The following is a 21370-nucleotide window of genomic DNA, read 5'->3' as shown; positions in this document are numbered from 1 at the left end:
CTACGCACCATTATAGAGCAAGCGCCCGAGACAGACCGCTCCCTCTACGCCGACATAGCGCCCAAAATTCTCCCGAACCCGATAGCCATTGCGCTGATAGAAATGCAGCGCGCGCAGGTTAACACGCCGCGTTTCCAGCCAGATTTCACGGTATCCCATCCGCCGGGCTTCCTGCTCAAGAAAATGCAGCAGCGCCACGCCCACGCCTTTGGTACCAGCACGGGCAAAAAACCGCTTCAGTTCAGCAACTTCCGGCCGCTCGGCCAGCGGCCGCAGCGCGCCACAGCCTACGGCTTCTCCCTGCTGATTATGCGCAATGGCAAAACAGCCTCCCTGCTGCTGCACATCGCTCACATTGAAGCTCGTATGGCCGCCATTACCGGTAATTTGTTCTAACGTAGCAGATAGCTGGGCCAGTAAATTTTTCGCTTCGGCGCTGGCAATATCCGCTGTGGCCACAACAATCATGTTTCCTCCACGAATTTATACATGACGGTCGTCGCATCCAGCGCGCCAGCGGTGGAGCGCGCGTACTGGGGGATCTGCCCGGCAATCTGCCATCCTTGTGACAGGTAAAGCTGCCCGGCCACGTCGCCCGTACGGGTATCGAGCACCAGCAGGGTTCGACCTTCCTGCTGCGCCAGCCGCTCAGCCAGACCAAGCAACTCGCGGGCTATTCCCTGCCTTCTGGCTTTTGGATGCACCAGCAGCTTAGCGATTTCCGCACGGTGGCTGCCGTTCGGCATCATGCCCAGCACCACCAGCACCGTTGCCACAATTTCCCCCTGCTGGCGGGCCACAATCAGCTGCTTGTCACCGTTGGCAAGGCTGGCAACCACGCCTTGCCAGAAACGCTGCATCGGCGACGGCTCCAGAGAGACGAAACCGATGCTCGCCCCCTCAGCTACGCAGGCGTGAAGCACGTTATACAGCGCTGACGTTTCCGCTGCTGCCTGCTCAGCACTCAGGATCTGATACTGAAATTCACTCATGGACGACAGACCACCAAAGCATAGCGCGCCCCCTCGGCCTCCGGCGCGTGGAAAGAGGAGCGGCCAAACAGGTGAAAGCGCAGGCAGTCACCGCTTTCCAGCCGCCACTGCTGGTCATTCATGCTGAACATCAGCACGCCTTCCAGCATCCAGATATGTTGTTCAATTCCCTCGACCGGCGGCGCATCGTATTCAATCAGCGCACCGCCCTCCAGCCGCCCTTCAATCAGCTCGCCCTGAAAATTACTGGCCGGAGGCGAAACGCTGCGACGGCGATAGCCATTTTCCCGGTCCTGCCAGACTGTTTGTTCGGCAGGACGTAAGTACTGAGGCCCGTGCTGCTCCACGTCACTGAGCAGTCTGGACATGGTTAATCCATAGGCAATACACAGGCGATTCATCAATGAAGCCGTGGGGCTGCTCTCCCCTCTTTCAATTCGGGAAAGCGAGGCTCTGCTGATCCCGGTCAACCCGGCAAGCGCCTCCAGAGACCAGTTTTTTTCAAGGCGCAATTCGGCCAGCCGTTGGGCAAGGCGACGCTCTGTAGCGGTAAGGGATTCCATGATTTTCTCAAATTAGGGAATAATTCTCTTAAGTGAGATCTACGCTATTTTACCGTTGCGATCAACTTGTACAGAAAGAAAAATAGTTGTACAGCCATGGAGAGTTCGCTACGGTTAGGAAAGGTGGGAAAATCCTGAGGAAGTGAATGGCATTGTACAGTATCGGCGAGGTCGCCGTTCGTTGCGGAATAAATCCTGTCACCCTGCGGGCGTGGCAGCGTCGCTACGGCTTACTGAAACCGCAGCGCACCGAGGGCGGGCACCGGCAGTTTGATGAAGAGGATATTCAGCGCATAGAAGAAATCAAGCGCTGGGTAGAAAGCGGCGTACCGGTCGGAAAGGTAAAGGCGTTGCTGGAGGGCGAGAACGTCAATCTCCATGACGGATGGACCGCGCTACAGGAAGAAATAATGACGGTGCTTCGCCACGTCAGACCAGCCAAACTTCGGGCGAAAATAGCGACGGTCGGGCGCGAAAATCCGGTAGATGCCCTGATTGATCACGTTTTCATTCCCGTTCGCCAGCGTCTTGGCCTCGACCAGAATACCGCGCGAGCGATGTGTAGCCTGCTTGATGGCGCGTTAATAGATTATGTCGCCTTCTGTTTAGCGGGTTCCCGTAAGAAAGCGGGCAAGGATGCGCTGCTGATTGGCTGGGCCACGGACGATCGTACCAGGCTATGGCTTGAAGCCTGGCGGCTCTCGCCGCAGGGATGGCGCATTGACGTGCTGGCTGAGCCGCTTGAGATGCCGCGCCCAGAGCTTTTCCCGGGCCAGCAGCTTTTTGTCTTTACTGGAAAACCGCTTACCCGCAGGCAACAGGAACAGATGGCGCACTGGCAGGAACAGGGGTTCACGGTCACCCATACGGGCAGTTAATCGGCGGCGGAGCTAGCACAGGCGAGAGTTTCCCCGTAATAAAAAGCCAGCAAAGGCTTAACCGGCGGGGGTGAACAGCGCTATACTTCGCCTTCTTTCAGCGGCTGACCCATGGACACTCCGGCATGAACTGGCAAAAAATTGGCGTAATTTTCATCTTCCTGTTAATGGCGCTCGGCGGCATTGGCGGCGTGATGCTCACCGGTTATACCCTGCTTATCCGTTCCTGAACTGTTTTTGCAGGCGCTCAAAAAGGCGGTCGGTAACCACGGCCAGCAGCGCCACCAGGCAAGCGCCCTGGATAACGTAAGCGGTATTGAATCCGCTGAGGCCGACGATCACCGGCGACCCCAGCGTTTTGGCGCCCACGGTTGAGGCAATCGCCGCCGTGCCTATATTGATAATGACCGAGGTGCGGACGCCGGCAAGGATTACTGCAGCGGCCAGCGGCAGTTCGACCTTGCACAAAATCTGCCATGGACTCATCCCCACCCCTTCAGCGATCTCTCTGGCGCTGGCCGGAACGGCCCCAATCCCTGCCAGCGTGCCTTGCAGTATCGGCAGCAGGCCATAGAGCAGCAGCGCGAGGATGGCTGGCTGTGCGCCAAAGCCCATCACCGGCACCGCAATCGCCAGCACCGCGACGGGGGGAAAAGTCTGCCCTGCCGCTACCAGCGTTTCTACCAGCGATCGAAACTCCTTGCCCGCCGGACGCGTGACCAGAATTCCCGCACCCATGCCAATGATCACCGCAAACAGGCTGGAGATGGCAACCAGCTCAATATGGGCCAGCGCCAGTTGCAGGAAGGTTTCCTGCTGATACAGCGGCCTGTCAAGCTGAGGAAACAACCAGGCAAACAGCGGCCCGCTATAGGGCATCAACAGCAACAGCGCGACAAACAGCGCCACCAGCCACAGCAGAGGATCCCGTAACCAACGCACGATCATCCCCTCCTCTGCCGCAGCAAATCGGTGAAGTGCAGCACGCCAAGCGGCTTCTGCTGCCCGTCAACCACCGGCAGCCGGTCGGTCTGCCGGGCGATAAACTGCGACAGCGCTTCACGCAGCGTCATCTTATCCGGGATAGCCTCTTCCTCCAGCCATTCGCCCCGCCGCGCCGCAGACCCGGCGTTACCGAGCGACAGTAGCCGCACGCCCAGCTCACTTCGCCCGAAGAAATCCCGCACGAAATCATTTTTCGGCTGGGTGAGCAGTTCTACTGGCGTTCCCTGCTGAATCACCCTGCCGCCGTCCATCAGCACCAGCTTATCAGCCAGCGCCAGCGCTTCATCGATGTCATGAGTCACCAGCACTATCGTCCGCCCGGAGATCTGATGAATGCGCGCAATTTCCTGCTGAAGCGTCCCGCGCGTGACCGGGTCCAGCGCGCCGAAAGGCTCATCCATCAGCAGAACTTCCGGGTCCGCCGCCAGCGCTCGCGCCACGCCGACCCGCTGCTGCTGTCCGCCGGAAAGCTGATGAGGAAAACGATGGCGGAACTGCTCATCGAGATTGAGCAGCGCCAGCAGTTCACTCACCCTGTCGGCAATCCGCTGTTTTGACCAGTTGAGCAAGGCGGGCACGGTGGCGATATTTTTTTCCACCGTCCAGTGCGGGAATAGCCCGATCGACTGGATCGCGTAGCCCATCCGGCGACGTAAAACCTGCGCGTTGAAGCTGCGGATCTCCTCACCGGCGAACTCAATCGTGCCCTCATCATGTTCGATCAGACGATTGATCATTTTAAGCGTGGTGGACTTGCCTGAGCCGGACGTCCCAATCAGCACGGTAAATTCGCCCTGGGCAATATTCAGCGTCAGGTCGCTGACCGCAGCCTTCCCGGCAAAATGTTTGCTCACCTGGTTAAAGTTGATCATTGGCGCTTAGCCTCAATAACGGAAAGAACAAATTTGAACAGGGCGTCAACGATCACCGCCAGTGCAATCACCGGAATCACGCCCAGCAGCACCAGCTCCACCGCGCTGCTTAACAGCCCCTGGAAAACGATCGCGCCAAATCCGCCAGCCCCAATCAGCGCGGCAATCACCGCCATGCCGACGGTTTGTACCGCGATCACCCGCAGCCCGCTTAGCAGCACGGGCAGCGCCAGCGGCACTTCGGCATACCAGAAAATTTGCGCCCGGGTCATGCCCATTCCCTTGGCGGTTTCAATCACCTCTTTTGGCACCTGCTGTAAACCGGCAACGACGCTGCGCACCAGTGGCAGCAGCGCATAGAGCACCAGCGCGATAAGCGCCGGGGCCATACCAATACCGCTGACGCCCAACTTTGACAGCAGCGGGAAGGACTTCGCCAGCCCGGCCAGCGGAGCAATAAGCAGGCCAAACAGCGCAATAGAGGGAACGGTCTGGATGACGTTCAGCACGCTGAAGACCGACGACTGCACCGAGGTTTTTTTAGCGCACAGCCAGCCGAGCGGGATGCCGATAATAATCGTTGGCACAAGCGTACCGGCCAGCAGCAGCAAATGACGAGAGAGCGCCTGATCAAACACTTCCTGACGGTTGGCATACTCCTTGAGCAGAGCCATCTGATCGAGCTGACCGCTCAGTAATAAAACGATGACCGGTAGCCAGATTTGCGCGTTGAGCAGCAGTCTCCTGAGCGGCTGAGCGCTGAGGCGGGCACTGGCGTCCGCCGCCAGCAGCAGACAAAGTCCCCCGCTGAGCCAGAAGCCGCTGCCCCAGGAGGTTCTGGCGAGCGGGCTCCCCTGCTGGGAAAGCAGCATCGCCTGATGACCGCTTAGCGCAATCAACGCGATAAACAGCAGTTCGCTCAGCACCACAACCAGCGCGAGGTTCCAACGGCCGATCGGCAAGAAAGCCTGAACGACCAGACTGGCCAGCGGTAAGAGTAGCAGCCACTCCGCGCCGTTCAGCAGGTGATACAGCGGCAGCGGCTGACCAGAAACCAGCCGGTTCGGCGCATAATTGAGGAAAGGCAGGCTGAACGCGGCCAGAGTCAGCAGAACTGAGAGCATCAGCAGCACGCGATTGTGAATGATACGGTGCAAAATTTTCCCGCTATGATAGCGGGCCGGTTTATCCGGCCCAGGCCTGAACTACAACAGTTTTTTCTGCTGCAAATAATCCGCCGCAACCTTCTTCGCGTCCTGCCCTTCTACGGCAATTTTCGCGTTCAGCTCCTGCAGCGTTTTTTCGTCCAGCGAACTAAAGACCGGCTTAAGCCAGCCGGCAATTTGCGGATACTCTTTCAGCACAGCGTCACGAATCACCGGCGCTGGCGCATAAACAGGCTGAACGCCTTTCGGATCGCTCAATGTTTGCAAGCCCAGCGCCGCTACCGGGCCGTCGGTGCCGTAGGCCATCGCGGCGTTCACGCCGGAAGTCTGCTGCGCGGCCGCTTTAATGGTGACGGCGGTGTCGCCACCGGCCAGCGACAGCAGCTGATCCTGCTTCAGCGTAAAGCCGTAAGCCTTCTGGAAGGCAGGCAGCGCGTCGGCGCGCTCGATAAATTCAGCGGAAGCGGCCAGTTTGAACTCGCCGCCTTTTTTCAGCCAGGCGCTGAGATCGTCCAGCGAATTAAGCTTATTTTTCTGTGCCAGATCGCTGCGCACGGCAATGGTCCAGGTGTTATTGGCTGGCGAAGGCGTAAGCCAGGTCAGCTTGTTCTTCTCTTCGTCCAGCTTTTTCACTTTTTCATAGCCGGCTTGCGCATTTTTCCAGGCGGCGTCCTGTTCATCGTTAAAGAAAAACGCGCCATTCCCCGTATACTCCGGATAGATATCCAGTTCGCCGGAGGTAATAGCGCCTCTGACCACCTGAGTTGTACCCAGCTGAACTTTGTTCACCGTTTTCACGCCGTGCTTATCCAGCACCAGCAGAATCATATTACCCAGCAGCGATCCTTCCGTATCAATCTTTGAGCCTACCTTGACCGGTTCCGCCGCCTGAGACGTTGCCGTCAGCGCCAGTAAACTCGCCAGTACCAGTGAGGCCGTACGCCCTGTTTTCTTCATCATTTTCCATTCCTTTTCGTCAGGTTAGTAACAAGCGTAGTCGAATAAATCAGCGGATAAAGCCAGACGGCAAAAAAGCGATCGCACAGGATGCGCAGAAGAACACGTCGGCAGACGTTTTTTCAACAGGGATTTAGTTTTAACTTATAACCAGCAGGAATTTAACTCTGTCCCGGCCCGGAGTATTCTTTCGACTTATTCTTAGAAAACAGACCACAACATCATGACTGACTTAACATCTTCGGCGCACGTCGCCGTGACAGGGAATACCCCGACGGGGGAAGCCGTGACGATTCATCGTGCGGCTGACGTATCACATCTGATCAACACCAGCACTCAGGCCCGCAGCAATGCCCGAATCGTAATTGGTATCGCACTGGGTGGCGTATTTCTTGACGCTTACGATCTTGGCGCGCTCGCCTTCGGGATGAAAGACGTTACCCGAGAATTCGGCCTGTCGCCGACCGGCGCCGGGATGGTGGCTTCCGCTATCGCTTTTGGCGCGATTATCGGTGCCCTGATCGGCGGCTACCTCACCGATAAAATTGGCCGCTACCGCGTGTTTATGGCCGATATGTTTTTCTTCGTCTTTGCGGCGCTGGCCTGCGCGTTTGCGCCCAATGAGTATGTGCTGGCCGGCGCGAGATTTGTGATGGGGCTGGGCGTTGGCATCGATCTGCCGGTGGCGATGGCGTTCCTCGCCGAGTTTTCAAAACTGAAAGGCCGGGGTAATAAAGCCGCCAGCATCGCCATGTGGTGCCCAACCTGGTATGCCGCTATCTCCATTTCCTATCTGCTGGTGCTGTTTTTCTACTCGGTGCTGCCTGAGGCGCACTCGGGCCTGCTGTGGCGAATTATCCTCGGCTTCGGCGCCGTTCCGGCGATCCTGATTATCTGTATCCGCAGCCGCTACATGAGCGAATCGCCGGTCTGGGCCGCCAATCAGGGTGACCTGCACGGCGCCGCGGCTATTTTGCGCAGCTCTTACGGCATCAACGCTCAGGTGGCGAAAGACGCCGATTTTGTCCCGGCAGCAGCCACCAGGCGCGCCAGCTGGCGCAACTATGGCGAGCTGCTGAAGGGCGTTTACCTGCGCCGGACCCTGTTGGCTACCGTGACCGCCATCGCCTCAGCCTTTGCCTATAATGCCGTAGCATTTGGCCTGCCGGTGATCATCTCCAGCTTCCTCGCGCAATCTATGCTTACCACCATTTTGGTGTCGCTGGCGCTAAACCTGCTGTTTGCCTTTGTCGGCGGTATCCTGGCGGTGAAGCTGGTGCCAAAATTTGGCGCGTGGAAAATGACCACGCTGGGTTACAGTTTCCAGTTTGCCGCGCTGCTTGGCCTGGCGCTGATTGGCCGTCCGGCCGACGGCGCGGAAGCCGCCATTTCCATCGCCATGCTGGCGCTCTTCTTGCTCGGTCAGGGATTTGGTCCGGGATCGCATACCATGACTTTTGCTTCGCTAAGCTATCCAACTTCTCTACGCGGCGTAGGCGTTGGTTTTAATCAGACCCTGATGCGCGGCAGTTCAACCCTGTCGCTGTTCCTGTTCCCGCTGCTCTCGGCGGCGCTGGGCACCAACGTGTTTTGGGTGATTGCGCTGGCGCCTTTAGCCGGACTGGTGGCGCTGCTCGCCATCCGCTGGGAGCCTTCAGGTTACGATGTGGATGCTGAGGATTTCGCCCAAATATCCTAATCCCTCTCTTCTCCGATCGGGACGTTGGCCTGGCTCGATCGGAGAAAGAACGCCTGGTTTGGCTTAATTTTTAGACAAACCTCCTCCTCTGCTATATATTCAATATATGCAATATATTCACATGAGGAGGTATCCCAGTGAAAAACATCCGTCAGGTTACTGCCTTCCAGCATGAGGGAATGCGCGTGCTCAGCGGTAACCAGCTGCGCCATATCGTCGCGGAAGAGCAGGCCGAGTATCTGGTGATTGACGTCAATCATTTGAAACCCGCTCATGCCGCCGCGAACCAGAAGCGCGAATTACGTAAAAAGCTTGAAGAAATGGTGAACAATCCCAGCCTGGACCCTGGCGTGGGGCTGGCCCTGCTGCAGCTGGCCCAACGCTGGCTACAACCAACGTCAGAGGCAAGCAAACCGTCGCTGTTTGATGGTTTTCCGGCGTATCAGCAGCGCAATGCCCAGCGGGAGCAGGAACTTCGCGCCTTTATTCTGGAGGATACGCACTGGCTAAGCTCCAGCGAACTCTCCGATCGGGCACATTTTACTAACGCTAACCGCAGCGCAGGTCCTAACGCGTGGAAACGACGGGGCCGCACCTTTGCTATTACAGTCGAAGGCCACGATCGTTACCCGAAATATGCCTTCGATGAGGCCTGGCAACCGCTTCCGGTGATCAAACGTATTCTGGAAATTTTTGCAGGAACCCGTACGCCCTGGTCCCTGGCGATTTGGTTTGGTACTGGCAACGGCTGGCTGGCCGGGGAAAAACCCAAAGATCTCCTGGAGCGGGCCCCGGATCGGGTGGCAGAAGCCGCACGTCAGGCAAAAGAGGGAGCACAGCATGGCTAAAGAGATGAGCTTTGAAAAAGGACCTTTCTCCCTCTCTCTTCCTCCTGCCAACATAAAAATCAATCGGGAGACTTTACCGGCAGGTAGCCTGCTGTATCGAATCCATCGTTCCCATTACGCCGGGGATGAATTTAACCAGAGCGGGAAAGGCAACGCCCGCTTCAGTCCGGTCTTTACCGCTGACCAACTGAACATCCCCACGCTTTATGCCGGTGACAATACGCGCGTCGCGCTGTGTGAAGTGATTTTGCATGACGTCGACATCCGCCAGCCTTTTATCGTCTATCCGGCCGACCAGCTCGTCCTCTTCCGCCACAGCCAACTGCAGACCACGGCAGATCTCCGTCTGGTCAGCCTGGATCTTCCCTCCCTGGTCAGGATGAGGGTGGACAAAAAACTTATTCAGGGCGATCCGACGATATATGGCCTGAGCCAGCGCTGGGCAGAAGCGCTTCATCATCAGTATCAGGATATTCAGGGGCTACGCTGGCCTTCGCGCCAGCATGAGGGAAACGCCTGCCTGCTGTTTGGCGACAGAATCCCCGAGGGCACGCTGAGGCTCAAAGGCAAAACGCAAAAAATCACCAGTCCAGCGGTGCTGAAAGAATTTCTTTTTCTGGTTAACAGAATGGGGATTTTTATTGATGAAAGCGTGGATTAGCCCGCGAGTCGCTGCGTGGTGAACTGTTTAAATTCGGCAGGGATACGCGTAAAGGTGTAGAGGAACCAGGGCGTGAAACGCTCCGGGTGAGCCTGGACCTCCTGCTGAATGTCGCCAAGGGAAGCATAGCGCCAACCTTCGGCCTCTTGCGGGTCGGGCTTTGGCAGCTCATCGCTGAAGGCAAAGTAGACGTGCCCGTACTCATGCTCAATCAGCCCGTTGCCCATCGGCAGGTTGTAGCTCAGCTCAAAAACCGGGTGCAGCGTCAGACGCAGCCCCATCTCTTCAAGCAGGCGCCGCTCGGCCGCATGTTGAGTAGATTCCTGAGGGAAAGGATGTCCGCAGGTAGTGTTGCTCCACAGGCCGCCACAGTGATACTTACCGTTAGCGCGCTGTTGCAGCAGCAGCTCACGTCGAGAGTTAAACACGTAAACCGTTACCGCCCGATGCAGTAACCCTTTCTCGTGAACCTCAAGCTTTTCCATCCTGCCGGTGGGACGATCGTAGCGATCGACCAGGATAACTTCGATTGCAGCCATGCGCGCTCCTTAGGACTAATCCCAAGCATTGTGGCACAGCTTGGGGCCAGGATGCTGCATAAAATCGTGCGAAATTATGACAGGGCAGCCCAGCGCTGCCCTGAGTGACAGAGGCCTGAAAATTATAATCTGAAGCTGCTGACCACCCGCTCAAGCTGCACGCTTTGCTCTTCCATCGCCTGAGCGGCGGCGGAAACCTGCTCCACCAGCGAGGCGTTCTGCTGCGTGGTGCTATCAAGCTGGTTAATCGCCGTGTTGATCTGATCGATTCCCATACTCTGCTCGCGGCTGGCGGACATGATCTCAGACATCAGCGTAGTCACGCTGCTGACGCCGGTCATCAGTTCATCCATTGTATTGCCAGCCTCCTGCACCAGTTGGCTACCGCGATCGATATTGGTAACCGACTCCTCAATCAGCTTTTTAATCTCACGGGCAGAGTTCGCCGACCGCTGCGCCAGGTTGCGAACTTCAGAAGCAACCACCGCAAATCCACGCCCCTGCTCACCGGCACGCGCCGCTTCAACCGCAGCGTTCAGGGCCAGAATATTGGTCTGGAAGGCGATACTGTCGATCACGCTGATGATATCAACCACCTTACGGGAAGAGGTGTTGATCTCACCCATCGTCGTTACCACCTGTTTCACCACGCTGGAGCCACGCGCGGCCACCTGAGACGCGTCGCCCGCCAGCTGGTTGGCATGGGTGGCATTATCGGCGTTCTGACGTACCGTACCGGTCAGTTCCTCCATCGAGGCGGCAGTCTGGACAATCGAGCTGGACTGCTCCTCCGTTCGGGCAGACAAATCCAGGTTACCGCTGGCAATCTCTTTAGAAGCCGAGGTGATAGCCAGAGCGCTCTCCCCCACCTGGCGCATCAGGCTCTGGAGATATTCGATAAAGCTGTTGAAGCTCTGGGCTACCGCATTAAATTCTGGACTGCTGCTGAAGGGCAGGCGCTGAGTTAAATCCGCGCCGCCGGTGGTGAGCGCCAGAATATTGTTGTTCAGCCCGCCAAGCCGTTTCATCATCGTGCGGATAAAGCCCAGCAGAACCAGCAGCAGCAGGATCGCCAGCGGGATCTGCACCAGCCCAAGGCGGGTCAGGATTGAGTTAGTCTGTTGGGAAAGCAGCGCGGTAGGCACATCGCTGGCGATAAACCACGGGCTGCCGGCAATATGCTGCACAAACAGCGTGTGGCTGCCGTCCTGCCCCTGATAAGTACTCTGCGCTGGCTGGCTGCCCGCCGTGCCCAACAGGGAGCGCAACGCAACGGCCATCGGCGAAGTCAACTCGCTCAGATTCCGCAAGGTTGGCGTACCCTCAATCAGGCTGGCATCCCCCACCACTTTGCCATCCGCTTCGACAATCAGCGCCTGCCCATGCACCGCTTCACCCATCTCTTTTGCCAGATGGTTGAAGAAGCCGAGGGTCACGTCGATGGTCGCCACGCCCCAGGCCGTGCCGTTGCGATAAATAGCCATAGCGCAGTTTGTGCGGGGCTGAGGACTGGCCGCGTCCTGATAAGCTTTTGCCCAGGCGCACTGCCCTTTTGCCGCCGCGAGGCCGTCTTTATACCAGGACTGTTCGTAATAATTTGGCGACTCGGCGGAATTCCAGAAGGTGTTGACCTGTAGGGTATTGCTACCGTCGCGGGCGAAGAAAGTGCTGAATTTATCTTTGGCCGGATCGCGCAATTTAGGCAGCGGCCAGATGCCGCCGCCGAAGACGTTAACATCCTGATACTGATTGACTAAAGCAGGCAGCACGCTGTCGATCCCGGCGCTGTCCAGCACTGCGGCCGCTTCCGTAATGCTACGCTGCTGGGCCTGAATCCGGTTCATCATTTCGGTAATGCCTGAACCGATAGTTTCCACTTCATAACGCACCAACCGGCTCTCATTAGCCATGAGCTGAGGCGCAACAAACATCTTAATTACCACTACCGTGATCAGCAGCAACAGCGTAAAAAAGCCGACGATCAGCAGGGTAAATCTTGCCTGGGTTGTTTTCAACATGACGAGCCCCACTCAACTCATTCAGGCACAATTGCCTGATCGGGTTTTCGGCGCGCGACAGGGAAACTTGATATGATCGCCTTCGCATTTTAAAGAAATGCTTTTCAGCGGCGTGCGGACTCGAACGCCTGAGCGGGTTTAATGTTATGAATCAACAACCTGATGACGCGGGCGGAATATATGGTTCGCGCCCGATTCGCGCAATCGTTCAATCAGCTGGCTGCCGCCATTCTCTCCAGCTTCTGCCAGCTCACGCTCCGCAAGGGTGACAGGCGAGGCCCACAGCAGGTTCACCTTTTCACCGTCACGCTTTGGCAGGCTGAACTGCCCCTCTTCTCCGCACAACTCAGCGGAGAGCAAAAAGCCAGCGAATCCTACCGGCGCAACGGCAGACTCCAGCGTATGGCCTTCCCCCAGCCAGCTGAGACGGGCCCACGGGAAATGGGCAAAGCTGGCAAGCGCGCTGGCCATCTGTACCGCATTCTCTTCGGTCATCACTTCGGCATCTATCGCCATCGCCAGCTCAATACGGCGATGCTGCGAAGCCAGCTCCTCAAACAGGAAATCGACGCACGGCATCGGCCGGATGCTCATGCCGAGGGTGAGGAAATACCAGCAGCCCTGATGATAATGCTGAGAAATAGCCATCGGCGGCCAGTTGCCCTGGTCGATAGAATAATATTTGAGGGAATCGCCAAACTGGGATTCGTAGCGCTGAATCATCTCGCGCTGCATCGGCTCCCACAGATGACCATCATGCCAGTCGCGCCAGAAGTGGCGGTGTTTCTCAGCCTGGGCGTAATAGTCGTTGGTCGACGCTGAACCCAGCGGCGCGGTCAGCCGATTCTCTTTGATGCAGCCCGCAGAAAAGCTCACCTGCTTATTCTGATAAAGGCTCCAGCCGGGGATAACCGCCAGCAGCTGGCCCTGATACCATAGCGCGGCACCGTCGTCGGTCGGTTCCCAAAGGATTTGCAGTCCGGCAGGATCGAGCATTGGCTCCGCCTCCAGCGTGCGGCAGAATTCCGCGCTGAGCAGCGGAGGTATCCCCTGCTCCATCGCCTGCCAGTCTTCATTAGCCGGAGCTGGCAACAGATTACGCAGCCAGCAGCCGCGAACGGCAAACTGGCTACGGAACGCTTCTGCAGGCCAGAGATAAAAATAGGCGGCACGTTCATCCTGCTCAACCATGGCGATCAGCGTTTGTTGCTGATTGGTAACTTCAGCAATCCGGTACGACTGTGTCATAAAGCCTCGACGGTGGTGTTGGGGGATCCTTTTCCCGGAGAATAGAGCAGAATGTCCTGATGTGCCATGTCGGAGCAAGGGTAAAAGTCTCAAAATCCCCCCCGCATAGGCCATTTCGGGGAGAATCACGTTGCGCACAGGCAGGGAAAATCCCCCTGTTATGCGCCGGTTCGCCCCATCCGTTCCATTGCCCGGTGGTATGCCCCCCGACGGATGGCCCAGCGCAGAGTTCTTGCCAGCAGGCTGACGCGCAGGCGGATAACGCGGCGGCGAAGCGGGGTAAAGCGAAAGCCAAACTGTTGCTGAGCCCACTCCGGCAGCAGCTCGATGCCCGCCATCATCATCGCCTTCATCGCCGGACGGGCCTGCCAACTGGGCGCCGGGGTGTTCATCAGCAGCGACAGCACCTCACGCGTCCGCTCATCACAGCGCAGCGTCGGCTGCATCGCCAGCAGATAAGCGTTCACCGCCTGAACCGATTTGGGCACGGCTTCCGCACCCAGCGCTTCGGCTACGACGGCGGCCTCGGCGTAGTAGCGGTCCTGTCTGGCGAGGCTGAGCTGGGGGTTTTTATAGCGCAGATGCGCGGCAAGAAAGCGGCTGGTTTCAGCGACGTGAACCCAGGTCAGCAAACGGGGATCGCTGGCGGCATAGGCGACCCCCTGAGCATCCGCGCCGCTGACCTTGATGTGGATACGCTTTACGCGCTCAATCAGCGTTTGCGCATCCGCGCTATTACCGAAGGTGGTCACCGCAATAAACTGGCTGGTACGACGCAGCCGCCCCATCATATCCTGGCGAAAGGTGGAGTGATCCCACACGCCAGCCAGCGCCAGCGGATGGAGCATCTGCATCAGCAGCGCCGAGATCCCGCCGCAAAGCATGGAGGGGAAGTCGCCGTGTACCTGCCAGATCACGCTGTCAGGGCCGTACAGACCGGCATCACCCAGCGGTTGGGAAAGATCGAACTCGTTCAGGGCCAGACCGTTTAAACGAAAGACCTGCTGCTGAATTTTATCGCGAACCGAAGGCATAATGGCTGCTGATTATTCCTTTCTGATGAAAAAAAAGGGACGAATAAATTCGTCCCTGGCTTCCGGCGCTGGCAGCATGAAATCCTCTGCCCTGCCCGTTTACTTCGACCGCGCGTTACAGATAGTCGAATTCTGCGTCCACAGTCCGCACTGAATCCAGGCCGATCATCACGCTGAATTTACCCGGTTCGGCAACCTGCTGCATCCTTGCATTCCAGAACTTCAGCGCATTCACATCAATCGGGAAGCTGACCGTTTGCGACTCGCCCGCTTTAAGCATAATCCGCTTAAAGCCCTTCAGCTCTTTAACCGGACGGCTGATGCTGGCCATCTCGTCATGCAGGTACATCTGCACGACCGTTGCCCCCTCGCGATCGCCGGTGTTAGTCACCGTTACGCTGGCGTTTACCGTGCCGTTGCGGGGCATCGTGGCGGACGACAGGCTAACCGGCGAGAGCTTGAAGGTGGTATAGCTCAAACCATAGCCAAACGGAAACAGCGGGCCGTTCGCCGCATCATAATAATGCGAAGTGTACTTATTTGGCTTGTCAGCATCATACGGGCGACCGGTGTTCAGATGGTTATAATAAATGGGGATCTGACCAACCGAACGCGGGAAGGACATCGGCAGTTTACCGGATGGGTTATAGTCGCCGAACAGCACGTCGGCAATCGCATTGCCCCCTTCGGTACCGCTGAACCAGGTTTCCAGCAGCGCATCAGCCTGCATATTTTCTTTCACCAGCGCCAGCGGTCGCCCGTTCATCAGCACCAGAACCAGCGGTTTGCCGGTGGCTTTCAGCGCATCAATCAGCGCCAGCTGGCTTTGCGGAATAATGATATCGCTGCGGCTTGAGGCTTCATGCGCCATGCCCTGCGACTCTCCTACCACAGCGACGACGACATCGGCCTTCTTCGCGGTGGCAACCGCTTCATCCAGCATCTGCTGCGGGGTACGGCTGTCTACCGTTACCGAGTTTTTCTCATACTGGTTTAAGAAGTCCTGAATGCCTTTACTGTCGCTAATGTTAGCGCCTTTAGCATACAGCACCGTCGCTTTGTCACCGAGGGCGTTTCTCACCCCTTGCAACACGCTTACAGACTGCGCCGCTTTGCCGCCTGCCGACCAGCTGCCCATAATGTCACGCTGGCTGTCCGCCAGTGGGCCAATAAGTGCGAGAGTGCCTGACTTCTTCAACGGCAGCGTTTGCAGCCGGTTTTTCAGCAGTACAATACTTTTCCGCGCCACGTCACGCGCTTCAGCACGATGCAGACGGCTCTCGGCGTTGGTATCAACCGGGTCGCTCTCTTTCGGGCCAAGATGGCTGTACGGATCATTGAACAGCCCCATGTCATATTTGACGTTCAGCACATGACGCGTAGCCTCATCAATTTCTTTCTCGCTGACCGCGCCGTTTTTCACCAGGCCCGGCAGATATTTACTGTAGAACTCGTCACTCATGCTCATATTGACGCCGGACTGGATCGCAATACGCACCGCGTCCTGTGGATCGCTTGCCACGCCGTGTTTGATCAGCTCTTTGATCGCGCCATGATCGCTGATGGTGATGCCCTTAAATTTCCACTGATCCCGCAGCAGATCTTTCAGCAGCCAGCCGTCAGCCGTGGCCGGAACGCCGTTCAGCGAATTCAGCGCGACCATCACGCCGCCGCTGCCCGCGTCCAGCGCCGCTTTGTATGGCGGCAAATAATCTTGCGCCAGCCGCTGCGGGCTCATGTCGACCGTGTTGTAGTCACGACCGCCCTCTACTGCGCCATAGGCCGCAAAGTGCTTCACGCTGGTCATCACCGAGTAGCGGTCGGCCGGGCTTTTCCCCTGCATCGACTCCACCAGCGTGCGGCCCATCGCCGAAGTCAGATAAGTATCTTCGCCAAACCCTTCGGATACCCGCCCCCAGCGCGGCTCGCGCGTGACGTCCACCATCGGCGCCCAGGTCATGTTCAGGCCATCATCTGCCGCTTCATAAGCCGAAATCCGCCCGACCTCAGCCACCGCGTCGAGATCCCAACTGGCGGCCAGACCTAACGGAATAGGGAAAACCGTGCGCTGTCCATGCACCACGTCATAGGCAAAAAACAGGGGGATTTTCAGGCGGCTAAGCTGCATCACCTGATCCTGCATCACGCGGATATCCTTGCGCGTCACGGTATTAAAGATCGCCCCGACCTGCTCGTGTTGGATCATTTCGCGGATGGCTGATTTTGGGTTATCCGGCCCGACGCTAATCAGCCTGAGCTGCCCTATTTTTTCATCCAGGGTCATTTTTTTAAGTAAATCCGTCACAAACGCATCGCGGGCTTCAGGGGTTAGCGGATGCGGGCCAAACAGGTCTTCAGCAAAAGCTGGTTGCAGAGTTAACGCGGCAGCGAGACTGACAGAGTAAATCCATTTCATCGGGTTGGTTTCTCTCAAATAACTGCGGGGCAAAACAAAACAGAGTATGCGCGACAGGGTCACAATGACGGCAGTGTGCCATAACTTGAGGTTAGCAGATAGTTTTCAACGCACTGCCGCGATCGGGATCTGATTTTTGCCGCTTCAGCCTGCCCTGAGAGGTGCTAAAGTAAGGTCGTGTTAAAGAAAAGGACAAAGGAAATGCACAACACACCCTCTTCAGGCAGCCAGAAGCTGATTGCTGAACTGCTGCGTATCGTCGGCCGTTCTCATCTTCTTACCGATCCTCAACAAACGGCGCGCTACCGCACCGGCTTTCGCTCCGGTCAGGGCGACGCGCTGGCGGTCGTCTTCCCCGGCACGCTGCTGGAGCAGTGGCGAATTTTACAGGCCTGCGTGGCGGCCGACGCCATCGTTCTGATGCAGGCGGCCAATACCGGCCTGACGGAAGGCTCCACGCCAAACGGCAGCGATTACGATCGCGATATCGTCATTATCAGCACCCTGCGAATGGATAAAATACAGCCGATTGACGACGGCAAGCAGGTGCTGGCGTTTCCGGGCAGCACGCTTTATCAGTTGGAAAAGATGCTGAAGCCCCTCGGCCGCGAGCCGCATTCGGTAATCGGCTCCTCCTGTATTGGCGCCTCGGTACTGGGCGGCGTGTGTAATAACTCAGGAGGATCGCTGATCCAGCGCGGCCCTGCCTACAGCGAAATGGCCCTTTTTGCGCAGGTTGATGCGCAGGGTAAGCTGACGCTGGTTAACCATCTGGGGATTGAGCTGGGCACCACCCCGGAGCAAATTTTAAGCCGCCTGGATGATGAGAGCTGGCGGCCGGAAGACGTGAAGTTTGACCAGCGGCAAGCCTCCGATGGCGACTACGCCGATCGCGTGCGGGAAGTGGAAGCCGATACGCCCTCCCGCTTTAATGCGGATGCCCGCCGGCTGTTTGAAGCTTCCGGCTGCGCAGGCAAGCTGGCGGTGTTCGCCGTAAGGCTGGACACCTTTGTCAGCGAGAAAGAGCAGCAGGTCTTTTATCTCGGCACCAACGATCCAGCGGTGCTCGACACGCTGCGCCGCCATATGCTGCAAACGTTCAGCCATTTACCGGTCGCCGGGGAGTATCTGCACCGCGATATTTTTGATATCGCCGAGGTGTATGGCAAAGATACCTTTGTGATGATTGATAAACTGGGCACCGACAAAATGCCGCTGTTCTTCACGCTCAAAGGCCGGGCGGACGCGCTGTTAAGCACCTTCCCGTTGCTGAAACCAAACTTCAGCGATCGGCTGCTGCAAAAGGTAAGCAGGCTTTTGCCGTCCCATCTACCTAAACGCCTGAAACACTACCGCGATCGGTTTGAACATCATCTGATGATCAAGATGTCTGGTGAAGGCATTGCGGAAGCTCGTGATTATCTGACCGGATATTTTCAGCAGGCGGAGGGCGAGTTTTTTGAGTGTACGGCCGAAGAAGGCGCGAAAGCGTTCCTGCATCGCTTTGCGGCGGCGGGTGCGGCGGTGCGCTATCAGGCGGTGCACCACCAGGAGGTTGAAGACATTCTGGCGCTGGACATTGCCCTGCGCCGCAACGATCGCGACTGGTTCGAACGCTTACCGCCGGAGTTTGACGATGCGCTGGTGCACCGCCTCTATTACGGCCATTTCTTCTGTCACGTTTTCCATCAGGATTACATCGTGAAAAAAGGTGTGGATGTCCATGCGCTGAAGGAGAAAATGCTGGCGATTCTGGCCGGGCGCGGCGCGGAATACCCTGCTGAACATAACGTCGGGCACCTGTATGCCGCCAGGCCGCAGCTCAAGGCTTTCTATCAGCAGCTGGACCCTACCAACAGCTTCAACCCCGGAATTGGTAAAACGACCAAGGCGAAAAATTGGGGAGCCGAAGGAGACGGTGATAAACCCCGCTAAATCTCCGGCTTCACTTACCGCGTCTGCAGGGGCGAATTTTACTCGCCCCTTCGCGTTGGTCAGGAAGGAACGTCACCATTTTCCACTAATACTTTCTGCCCGTTGCGCTGTTCAACAATCATGGTTTGCGGCGTGGAGAGCACCACCCCCTCTTTGCGCAGCCGGGTCAGAATATCGAACAGCAGATCGCTTTTCGCCCCTGATACCTGACGCGGACTGGAAACGTTGCCCGTCACCGCCAGCACAATGCCCGCAGAGGTCAGATCCTTAAACGACACCGACGGCTCAGGGCTTTCCAGAATACGTTCGTTCTCGTTGTAGACCTCCAGCAGCAGATCGCGGACCTGCTCTGGATCGATATCCAGCGGAAATGTCAGCGTGATAGTCGCCACACCCTGCGCGTTGCCCATCGTCGCGTTACGCACGTTTTGCGAAATCAGCTGTGAGTTTGGCACGATCACCGTTGATTTGTCGCTGAGCTGAATCTCGGTGGCGCGGACGTTAATACGGCGGATATCGCCTTCAATCCCGCTGATACTCACCAGATCCCCCACCTTCACCGGGCGTTCGGTCAGCAGAATCAAACCGGAAATAAAGTTCTTCACGATTTCCTGCAAACCAAAACCGATACCTACCGACAGAGCACTGACGATCCACGCCAGCTTATTCCACTGCAGTCCCATGATCGACAGCCCCAGCAGGAACACCAGCACGTAGCCAAGATTGCTGAACAGGGTGATTAGCGACACGCGCATCCCCGCGTCCATGGTGGTTTTCGGCAGAAAATCCTTATCCAGCCAGCGAGTTACCGAGCGCAGGACGTAAATCCCCACCACCAGGCAGAGCAGCGCATTCAGCACATGGGCCGGAACGATATTCAGCGTTTCAAGGCCCTTGCCCCCCCAGAACTCAATCGCCTTCTGCACCAGCTCAATTGGCGTCGAGCTGCCGAAGGTACCGTTCAGCAGCGCCATTGCCGCGGCCAGCACCAGGATGGTCTTGCCGATGGCGGCCAGTAGCGCAGCAACCTGCGACAGATGACGCTCGTCGATATTCAGCGAGCGCTGAATGCTTTTGCCGGAGGGATTATTGGTCGAGAAAAGGCTTTCACAGCCATCAACCACCAGCTGGCTGAGAATATAGAACGACCCGAAGACGATCCCCATCCAGATCAGTTCATAGCTCAGGAAGCGCGCCAGCGTGACGTAACCAATCACCAGCGTCACCATAATGGCCACACCAACCAGGGTTATCGCCATCTGTATCAGGCCGACTACCGTTGATTTAGCTTCAGGCTGTATCCCCTGATGCTGCATTTTCCGCCGTACGCGGTTGGTTCGCAGGCTGATGGAAAGCGCCGTCGCACCGATCAGCAGCGCCGTCATGCCATTAGCCAGAATGGTCGTGCCGACGCTGGTGTTTGCGCTGCTGTTCAGGATTTCAACCGTCTGGAAAACAAACACCAGCGCGGCGGTCAGTGGCGGGAAGGGTTTTAGCGCCGTCGCCACTTCATTGGAGATACTCGGTAACCGCCACGAAGGGCGGCGCGTGGAGAGGAACGCTCTCCCCAGCCCGGCAATCAGTCCGCAAAGGATACTCAGGCCAACCAGTTTGTCGGCAAACGTCCGCACCTCGTCCATCACCTCATCATGCCGGGTGAAGGCCAGATCGAGGAAATTAAAGGCCAGCACAATGGCCGCCAGCGTGGTCATAGCGGTGGCCGCCGCCAGGAAACTGCGGCGCAGGCGCCCCTCAGGCAGCAGATGGATGCCCACCCAGGCCAGGGATTGCTCCAGGTAGCGGCGTCCCAGCGTAGCGACCAGCACCGCCAGCACGACCCAAAGGACAGTGCCTGTCCGCCAGCCTGGCGTCCAGGAGAGCACGGCGGTATCTTTCAGCTCCCCGACAAAGTCGCTGACTTTATCGCTGTCGTCACTTTGGGGGTCAAACATCGGCGCCCAGAAACGCGGGCCGAAAATACTGCCAGCGTTCAGCGCCAGCTGCGTTTTCAGGGCATCGCGGCGCAGGTTGACGATCTGGGCAGAAAGGTTAATAGCCCCGCCTTTAATCGCCTCAGCCTGCTTGATCTGGTCGTCCATCTTGCCTTTCTGGTTTTCCAGACTTTTACGCTTGCTGGTAACCTCGGCGGTTTCTTTTACCCCACTCTCCGGTTTGGGAGCCGGGCCCAGCACCGCCAGCTGCGCCTGTAGCTGGGCGCGCTGTGGGATAATGCCCTGCATCAGGGTATCGGCATCGCCAGAAAGCTCCAGCGCCATATCATTCAGCGTGCTTAGTTTGCTGTCGTTATTCTCGCCAGAAACCTGCTGCTTAATTTTATCCAGCACTTTCTGCAAATTCGGCAGTTCAACGGCGGCATTGACCTTCACCGGCGCGTCGCTGGATTGCTGAGAAGCATCATCGGCAGCCTGCACCAGCACCGGGAAGAGCGGAATAAGGGCTAACAGGCAGATGCGCAAAAAGGTAAACAACGTAGGCATGAAAATTTCCAGGTATCAGACACGGCCGGGCACTCCCGGCA

19 protein-coding genes are annotated in these 21370 nt (G+C 57.4%); 6 read left to right on the top strand and 13 right to left on the bottom strand.

The features are described 5' to 3' along the window. Genes NG99_RS19285 through NG99_RS19275 form a run of 3 tightly spaced genes read right to left on the bottom strand, consistent with a single transcriptional unit; the run spans position 1 to position 1555 of the window. On the bottom strand, positions 1-468 hold the full coding sequence (locus NG99_RS19285; RefSeq protein WP_034896507.1) for a GNAT family N-acetyltransferase: 468 nt from the start codon (positions 466-468) through the stop codon (positions 1-3). After that, positions 465-992 carry a GNAT family N-acetyltransferase gene (locus NG99_RS19280; protein ID WP_034896505.1) on the bottom strand — a complete coding sequence of 176 codons (528 nt, stop codon included), beginning with the start codon at positions 990-992 and terminating at the stop codon, positions 465-467. The genes NG99_RS19285 and NG99_RS19280 overlap by 4 nt, the downstream gene beginning before the upstream one ends. After that, entirely contained in the window at positions 989-1555 is a 567-nt protein-coding gene (locus tag NG99_RS19275; protein WP_034896503.1) for a helix-turn-helix domain-containing protein, read from the bottom strand. Before NG99_RS19275 ends, NG99_RS19280 begins: the two co-directional genes overlap by 4 nt. Before the next feature lie 146 nt (positions 1556-1701). On the opposite strand from NG99_RS19275, the gene NG99_RS19270 reads away from it, so the two are divergent. Further along, complete coding sequence (locus NG99_RS19270; protein WP_034896501.1) at positions 1702-2433, top strand: MerR family transcriptional regulator; 732 nt, start codon at positions 1702-1704, stop codon at positions 2431-2433. A gap of 125 nt (positions 2434-2558) precedes the next feature. Then, positions 2559-2663 carry a protein YohO gene (locus NG99_RS28410; RefSeq protein WP_034896499.1) on the top strand — a complete coding sequence of 35 codons (105 nt, stop codon included), beginning with the start codon at positions 2559-2561 and terminating at the stop codon, positions 2661-2663. On the opposite strand, the gene NG99_RS19260 is transcribed toward NG99_RS28410, so the two are convergent. The 4 genes from NG99_RS19260 to osmF form a co-directional block, all read right to left on the bottom strand. Further along, on the bottom strand, positions 2650-3375 hold the full coding sequence (locus NG99_RS19260; RefSeq protein WP_034896685.1) for an ABC transporter permease: 726 nt from the start codon (positions 3373-3375) through the stop codon (positions 2650-2652). The two genes, NG99_RS28410 and NG99_RS19260, sit on opposite strands and share 14 nt — an antisense overlap. A 2-nt stretch (positions 3376-3377) precedes the next feature. Continuing rightward, positions 3378-4310 (bottom strand): ABC transporter ATP-binding protein, encoded by a 933-nt coding sequence (locus tag NG99_RS19255; protein ID WP_034896497.1) that lies wholly within the window; start codon positions 4308-4310, stop codon positions 3378-3380. Beyond that, positions 4307-5434: an ABC transporter permease gene (locus NG99_RS19250; RefSeq protein WP_034896682.1), complete on the bottom strand. Its 1128-nt coding sequence runs from the start codon at positions 5432-5434 to the stop codon at positions 4307-4309. Before NG99_RS19250 ends, NG99_RS19255 begins: the two co-directional genes overlap by 4 nt. A gap of 81 nt (positions 5435-5515) precedes the next feature. Continuing rightward, a complete protein-coding gene (gene osmF / locus NG99_RS19245; RefSeq protein ID WP_034896494.1) occupies positions 5516-6436 on the bottom strand; it encodes a glycine betaine ABC transporter substrate-binding protein OsmF in 921 nt (306 codons plus the stop codon). 220 nt (positions 6437-6656) lie between these two features. On the opposite strand from osmF, the gene NG99_RS19240 reads away from it, so the two are divergent. The 3 genes from NG99_RS19240 (at position 6657) to NG99_RS19230 (ending at position 9641) form a co-directional block, all read left to right on the top strand. Beyond that, positions 6657-8132: an MFS transporter gene (locus NG99_RS19240; protein WP_034896491.1), complete on the top strand. Its 1476-nt coding sequence runs from the start codon at positions 6657-6659 to the stop codon at positions 8130-8132. Between the two features lie 137 nt (positions 8133-8269). Further along, positions 8270-8980: a hypothetical protein gene (locus NG99_RS19235; protein WP_052130790.1), complete on the top strand. Its 711-nt coding sequence runs from the start codon at positions 8270-8272 to the stop codon at positions 8978-8980. Beyond that, positions 8973-9641 (top strand): RES family NAD+ phosphorylase, encoded by a 669-nt coding sequence (locus NG99_RS19230; RefSeq protein WP_052130789.1) that lies wholly within the window; start codon positions 8973-8975, stop codon positions 9639-9641. The genes NG99_RS19235 and NG99_RS19230 overlap by 8 nt, the downstream gene beginning before the upstream one ends. Here the strand turns inward: NG99_RS19230 and idi are convergent. The 5 genes from idi to bglX form a co-directional block, all read right to left on the bottom strand. Then, entirely contained in the window at positions 9638-10180 is a 543-nt protein-coding gene (gene idi, locus NG99_RS19225; RefSeq protein ID WP_034896489.1) for an isopentenyl-diphosphate Delta-isomerase, read from the bottom strand. The genes NG99_RS19230 and idi overlap by 4 nt on opposite strands. 122 nt (positions 10181-10302) lie before the next feature. Then, the gene (locus tag NG99_RS19220) at positions 10303-12198 is read right to left on the bottom strand and encodes a methyl-accepting chemotaxis protein (protein WP_034896487.1); all 1896 of its coding nucleotides are present in this window, start codon (positions 12196-12198) and stop codon (positions 10303-10305) included. A gap of 144 nt (positions 12199-12342) precedes the next feature. Continuing rightward, a complete protein-coding gene (locus NG99_RS19215) occupies positions 12343-13446 on the bottom strand; it encodes a suppressor of fused domain protein (protein ID WP_034896483.1) in 1104 nt (367 codons plus the stop codon). A 158-nt stretch (positions 13447-13604) separates the two neighbouring features. Then, positions 13605-14480: an oxygenase MpaB family protein gene (locus NG99_RS19210; protein WP_034896479.1), complete on the bottom strand. Its 876-nt coding sequence runs from the start codon at positions 14478-14480 to the stop codon at positions 13605-13607. Positions 14481-14595: 115 nt separating this feature from the next. Further along, positions 14596-16896: a beta-glucosidase BglX gene (gene bglX / locus NG99_RS19205; RefSeq protein ID WP_034896476.1), complete on the bottom strand. Its 2301-nt coding sequence runs from the start codon at positions 16894-16896 to the stop codon at positions 14596-14598. 201 nt (positions 16897-17097) lie between these two features. On the opposite strand from bglX, the gene dld reads away from it, so the two are divergent. Next, entirely contained in the window at positions 17098-18831 is a 1734-nt protein-coding gene (dld, locus tag NG99_RS19200; RefSeq protein ID WP_034896473.1) for a D-lactate dehydrogenase, read from the top strand. 59 nt (positions 18832-18890) lie between these two features. On the opposite strand, the gene NG99_RS19195 is transcribed toward dld, so the two are convergent. Next, positions 18891-21329: a DUF3772 domain-containing protein gene (locus tag NG99_RS19195; protein ID WP_034896471.1), complete on the bottom strand. Its 2439-nt coding sequence runs from the start codon at positions 21327-21329 to the stop codon at positions 18891-18893. Between the last annotated feature and the right edge of the window lie 41 nt (positions 21330-21370).

The sequence above is a fragment of the Erwinia typographi genome, assembly GCF_000773975.1.
GTDB classification, from domain to species: Bacteria; Pseudomonadota; Gammaproteobacteria; order Enterobacterales; family Enterobacteriaceae; genus Erwinia; species Erwinia typographi.
Note: the sequence above shows the minus strand (reverse complement) of the source record. Positions and strands in the feature narration are given on the sequence as shown.

What these genes read in the sequence shown, in the direction of transcription:
- NG99_RS19255 (WP_034896497.1), bottom strand. Translation starts at nt 4,310, where the DNA reads ATGATCAACTTTAACCAGGTGAGCAAACATTTTGCCGGGAAGGCTGCG.
- NG99_RS19250 (WP_034896682.1), bottom strand. Translation starts at nt 5,434, where the DNA reads ATGCTCTCAGTTCTGCTGACTCTGGCCGCGTTCAGCCTGCCTTTCCTC.
- NG99_RS19275 (WP_034896503.1), bottom strand. Translation starts at nt 1,555, where the DNA reads ATGGAATCCCTTACCGCTACAGAGCGTCGCCTTGCCCAACGGCTGGCC.
- dld (WP_034896473.1), top strand. Translation starts at nt 17,098, where the DNA reads ATGCACAACACACCCTCTTCAGGCAGCCAGAAGCTGATTGCTGAACTG.
- NG99_RS19195 (WP_034896471.1), bottom strand. Translation starts at nt 21,329, where the DNA reads ATGCCTACGTTGTTTACCTTTTTGCGCATCTGCCTGTTAGCCCTTATT.
- osmF (WP_034896494.1), bottom strand. Translation starts at nt 6,436, where the DNA reads ATGATGAAGAAAACAGGGCGTACGGCCTCACTGGTACTGGCGAGTTTA.
- NG99_RS19285 (WP_034896507.1), bottom strand. Translation starts at nt 468, where the DNA reads ATGATTGTTGTGGCCACAGCGGATATTGCCAGCGCCGAAGCGAAAAAT.
- NG99_RS19210 (WP_034896479.1), bottom strand. Translation starts at nt 14,480, where the DNA reads ATGCCTTCGGTTCGCGATAAAATTCAGCAGCAGGTCTTTCGTTTAAAC.
- NG99_RS19230 (WP_052130789.1), top strand. Translation starts at nt 8,973, where the DNA reads ATGGCTAAAGAGATGAGCTTTGAAAAAGGACCTTTCTCCCTCTCTCTT.
- NG99_RS19240 (WP_034896491.1), top strand. Translation starts at nt 6,657, where the DNA reads ATGACTGACTTAACATCTTCGGCGCACGTCGCCGTGACAGGGAATACC.
- idi (WP_034896489.1), bottom strand. Translation starts at nt 10,180, where the DNA reads ATGGCTGCAATCGAAGTTATCCTGGTCGATCGCTACGATCGTCCCACC.
- NG99_RS19280 (WP_034896505.1), bottom strand. Translation starts at nt 992, where the DNA reads ATGAGTGAATTTCAGTATCAGATCCTGAGTGCTGAGCAGGCAGCAGCG.
- NG99_RS19220 (WP_034896487.1), bottom strand. Translation starts at nt 12,198, where the DNA reads ATGTTGAAAACAACCCAGGCAAGATTTACCCTGCTGATCGTCGGCTTT.
- NG99_RS19215 (WP_034896483.1), bottom strand. Translation starts at nt 13,446, where the DNA reads ATGACACAGTCGTACCGGATTGCTGAAGTTACCAATCAGCAACAAACG.
- bglX (WP_034896476.1), bottom strand. Translation starts at nt 16,896, where the DNA reads ATGAAATGGATTTACTCTGTCAGTCTCGCTGCCGCGTTAACTCTGCAA.
- NG99_RS19270 (WP_034896501.1), top strand. Translation starts at nt 1,702, where the DNA reads ATGGCATTGTACAGTATCGGCGAGGTCGCCGTTCGTTGCGGAATAAAT.
- NG99_RS28410 (WP_034896499.1), top strand. Translation starts at nt 2,559, where the DNA reads ATGAACTGGCAAAAAATTGGCGTAATTTTCATCTTCCTGTTAATGGCG.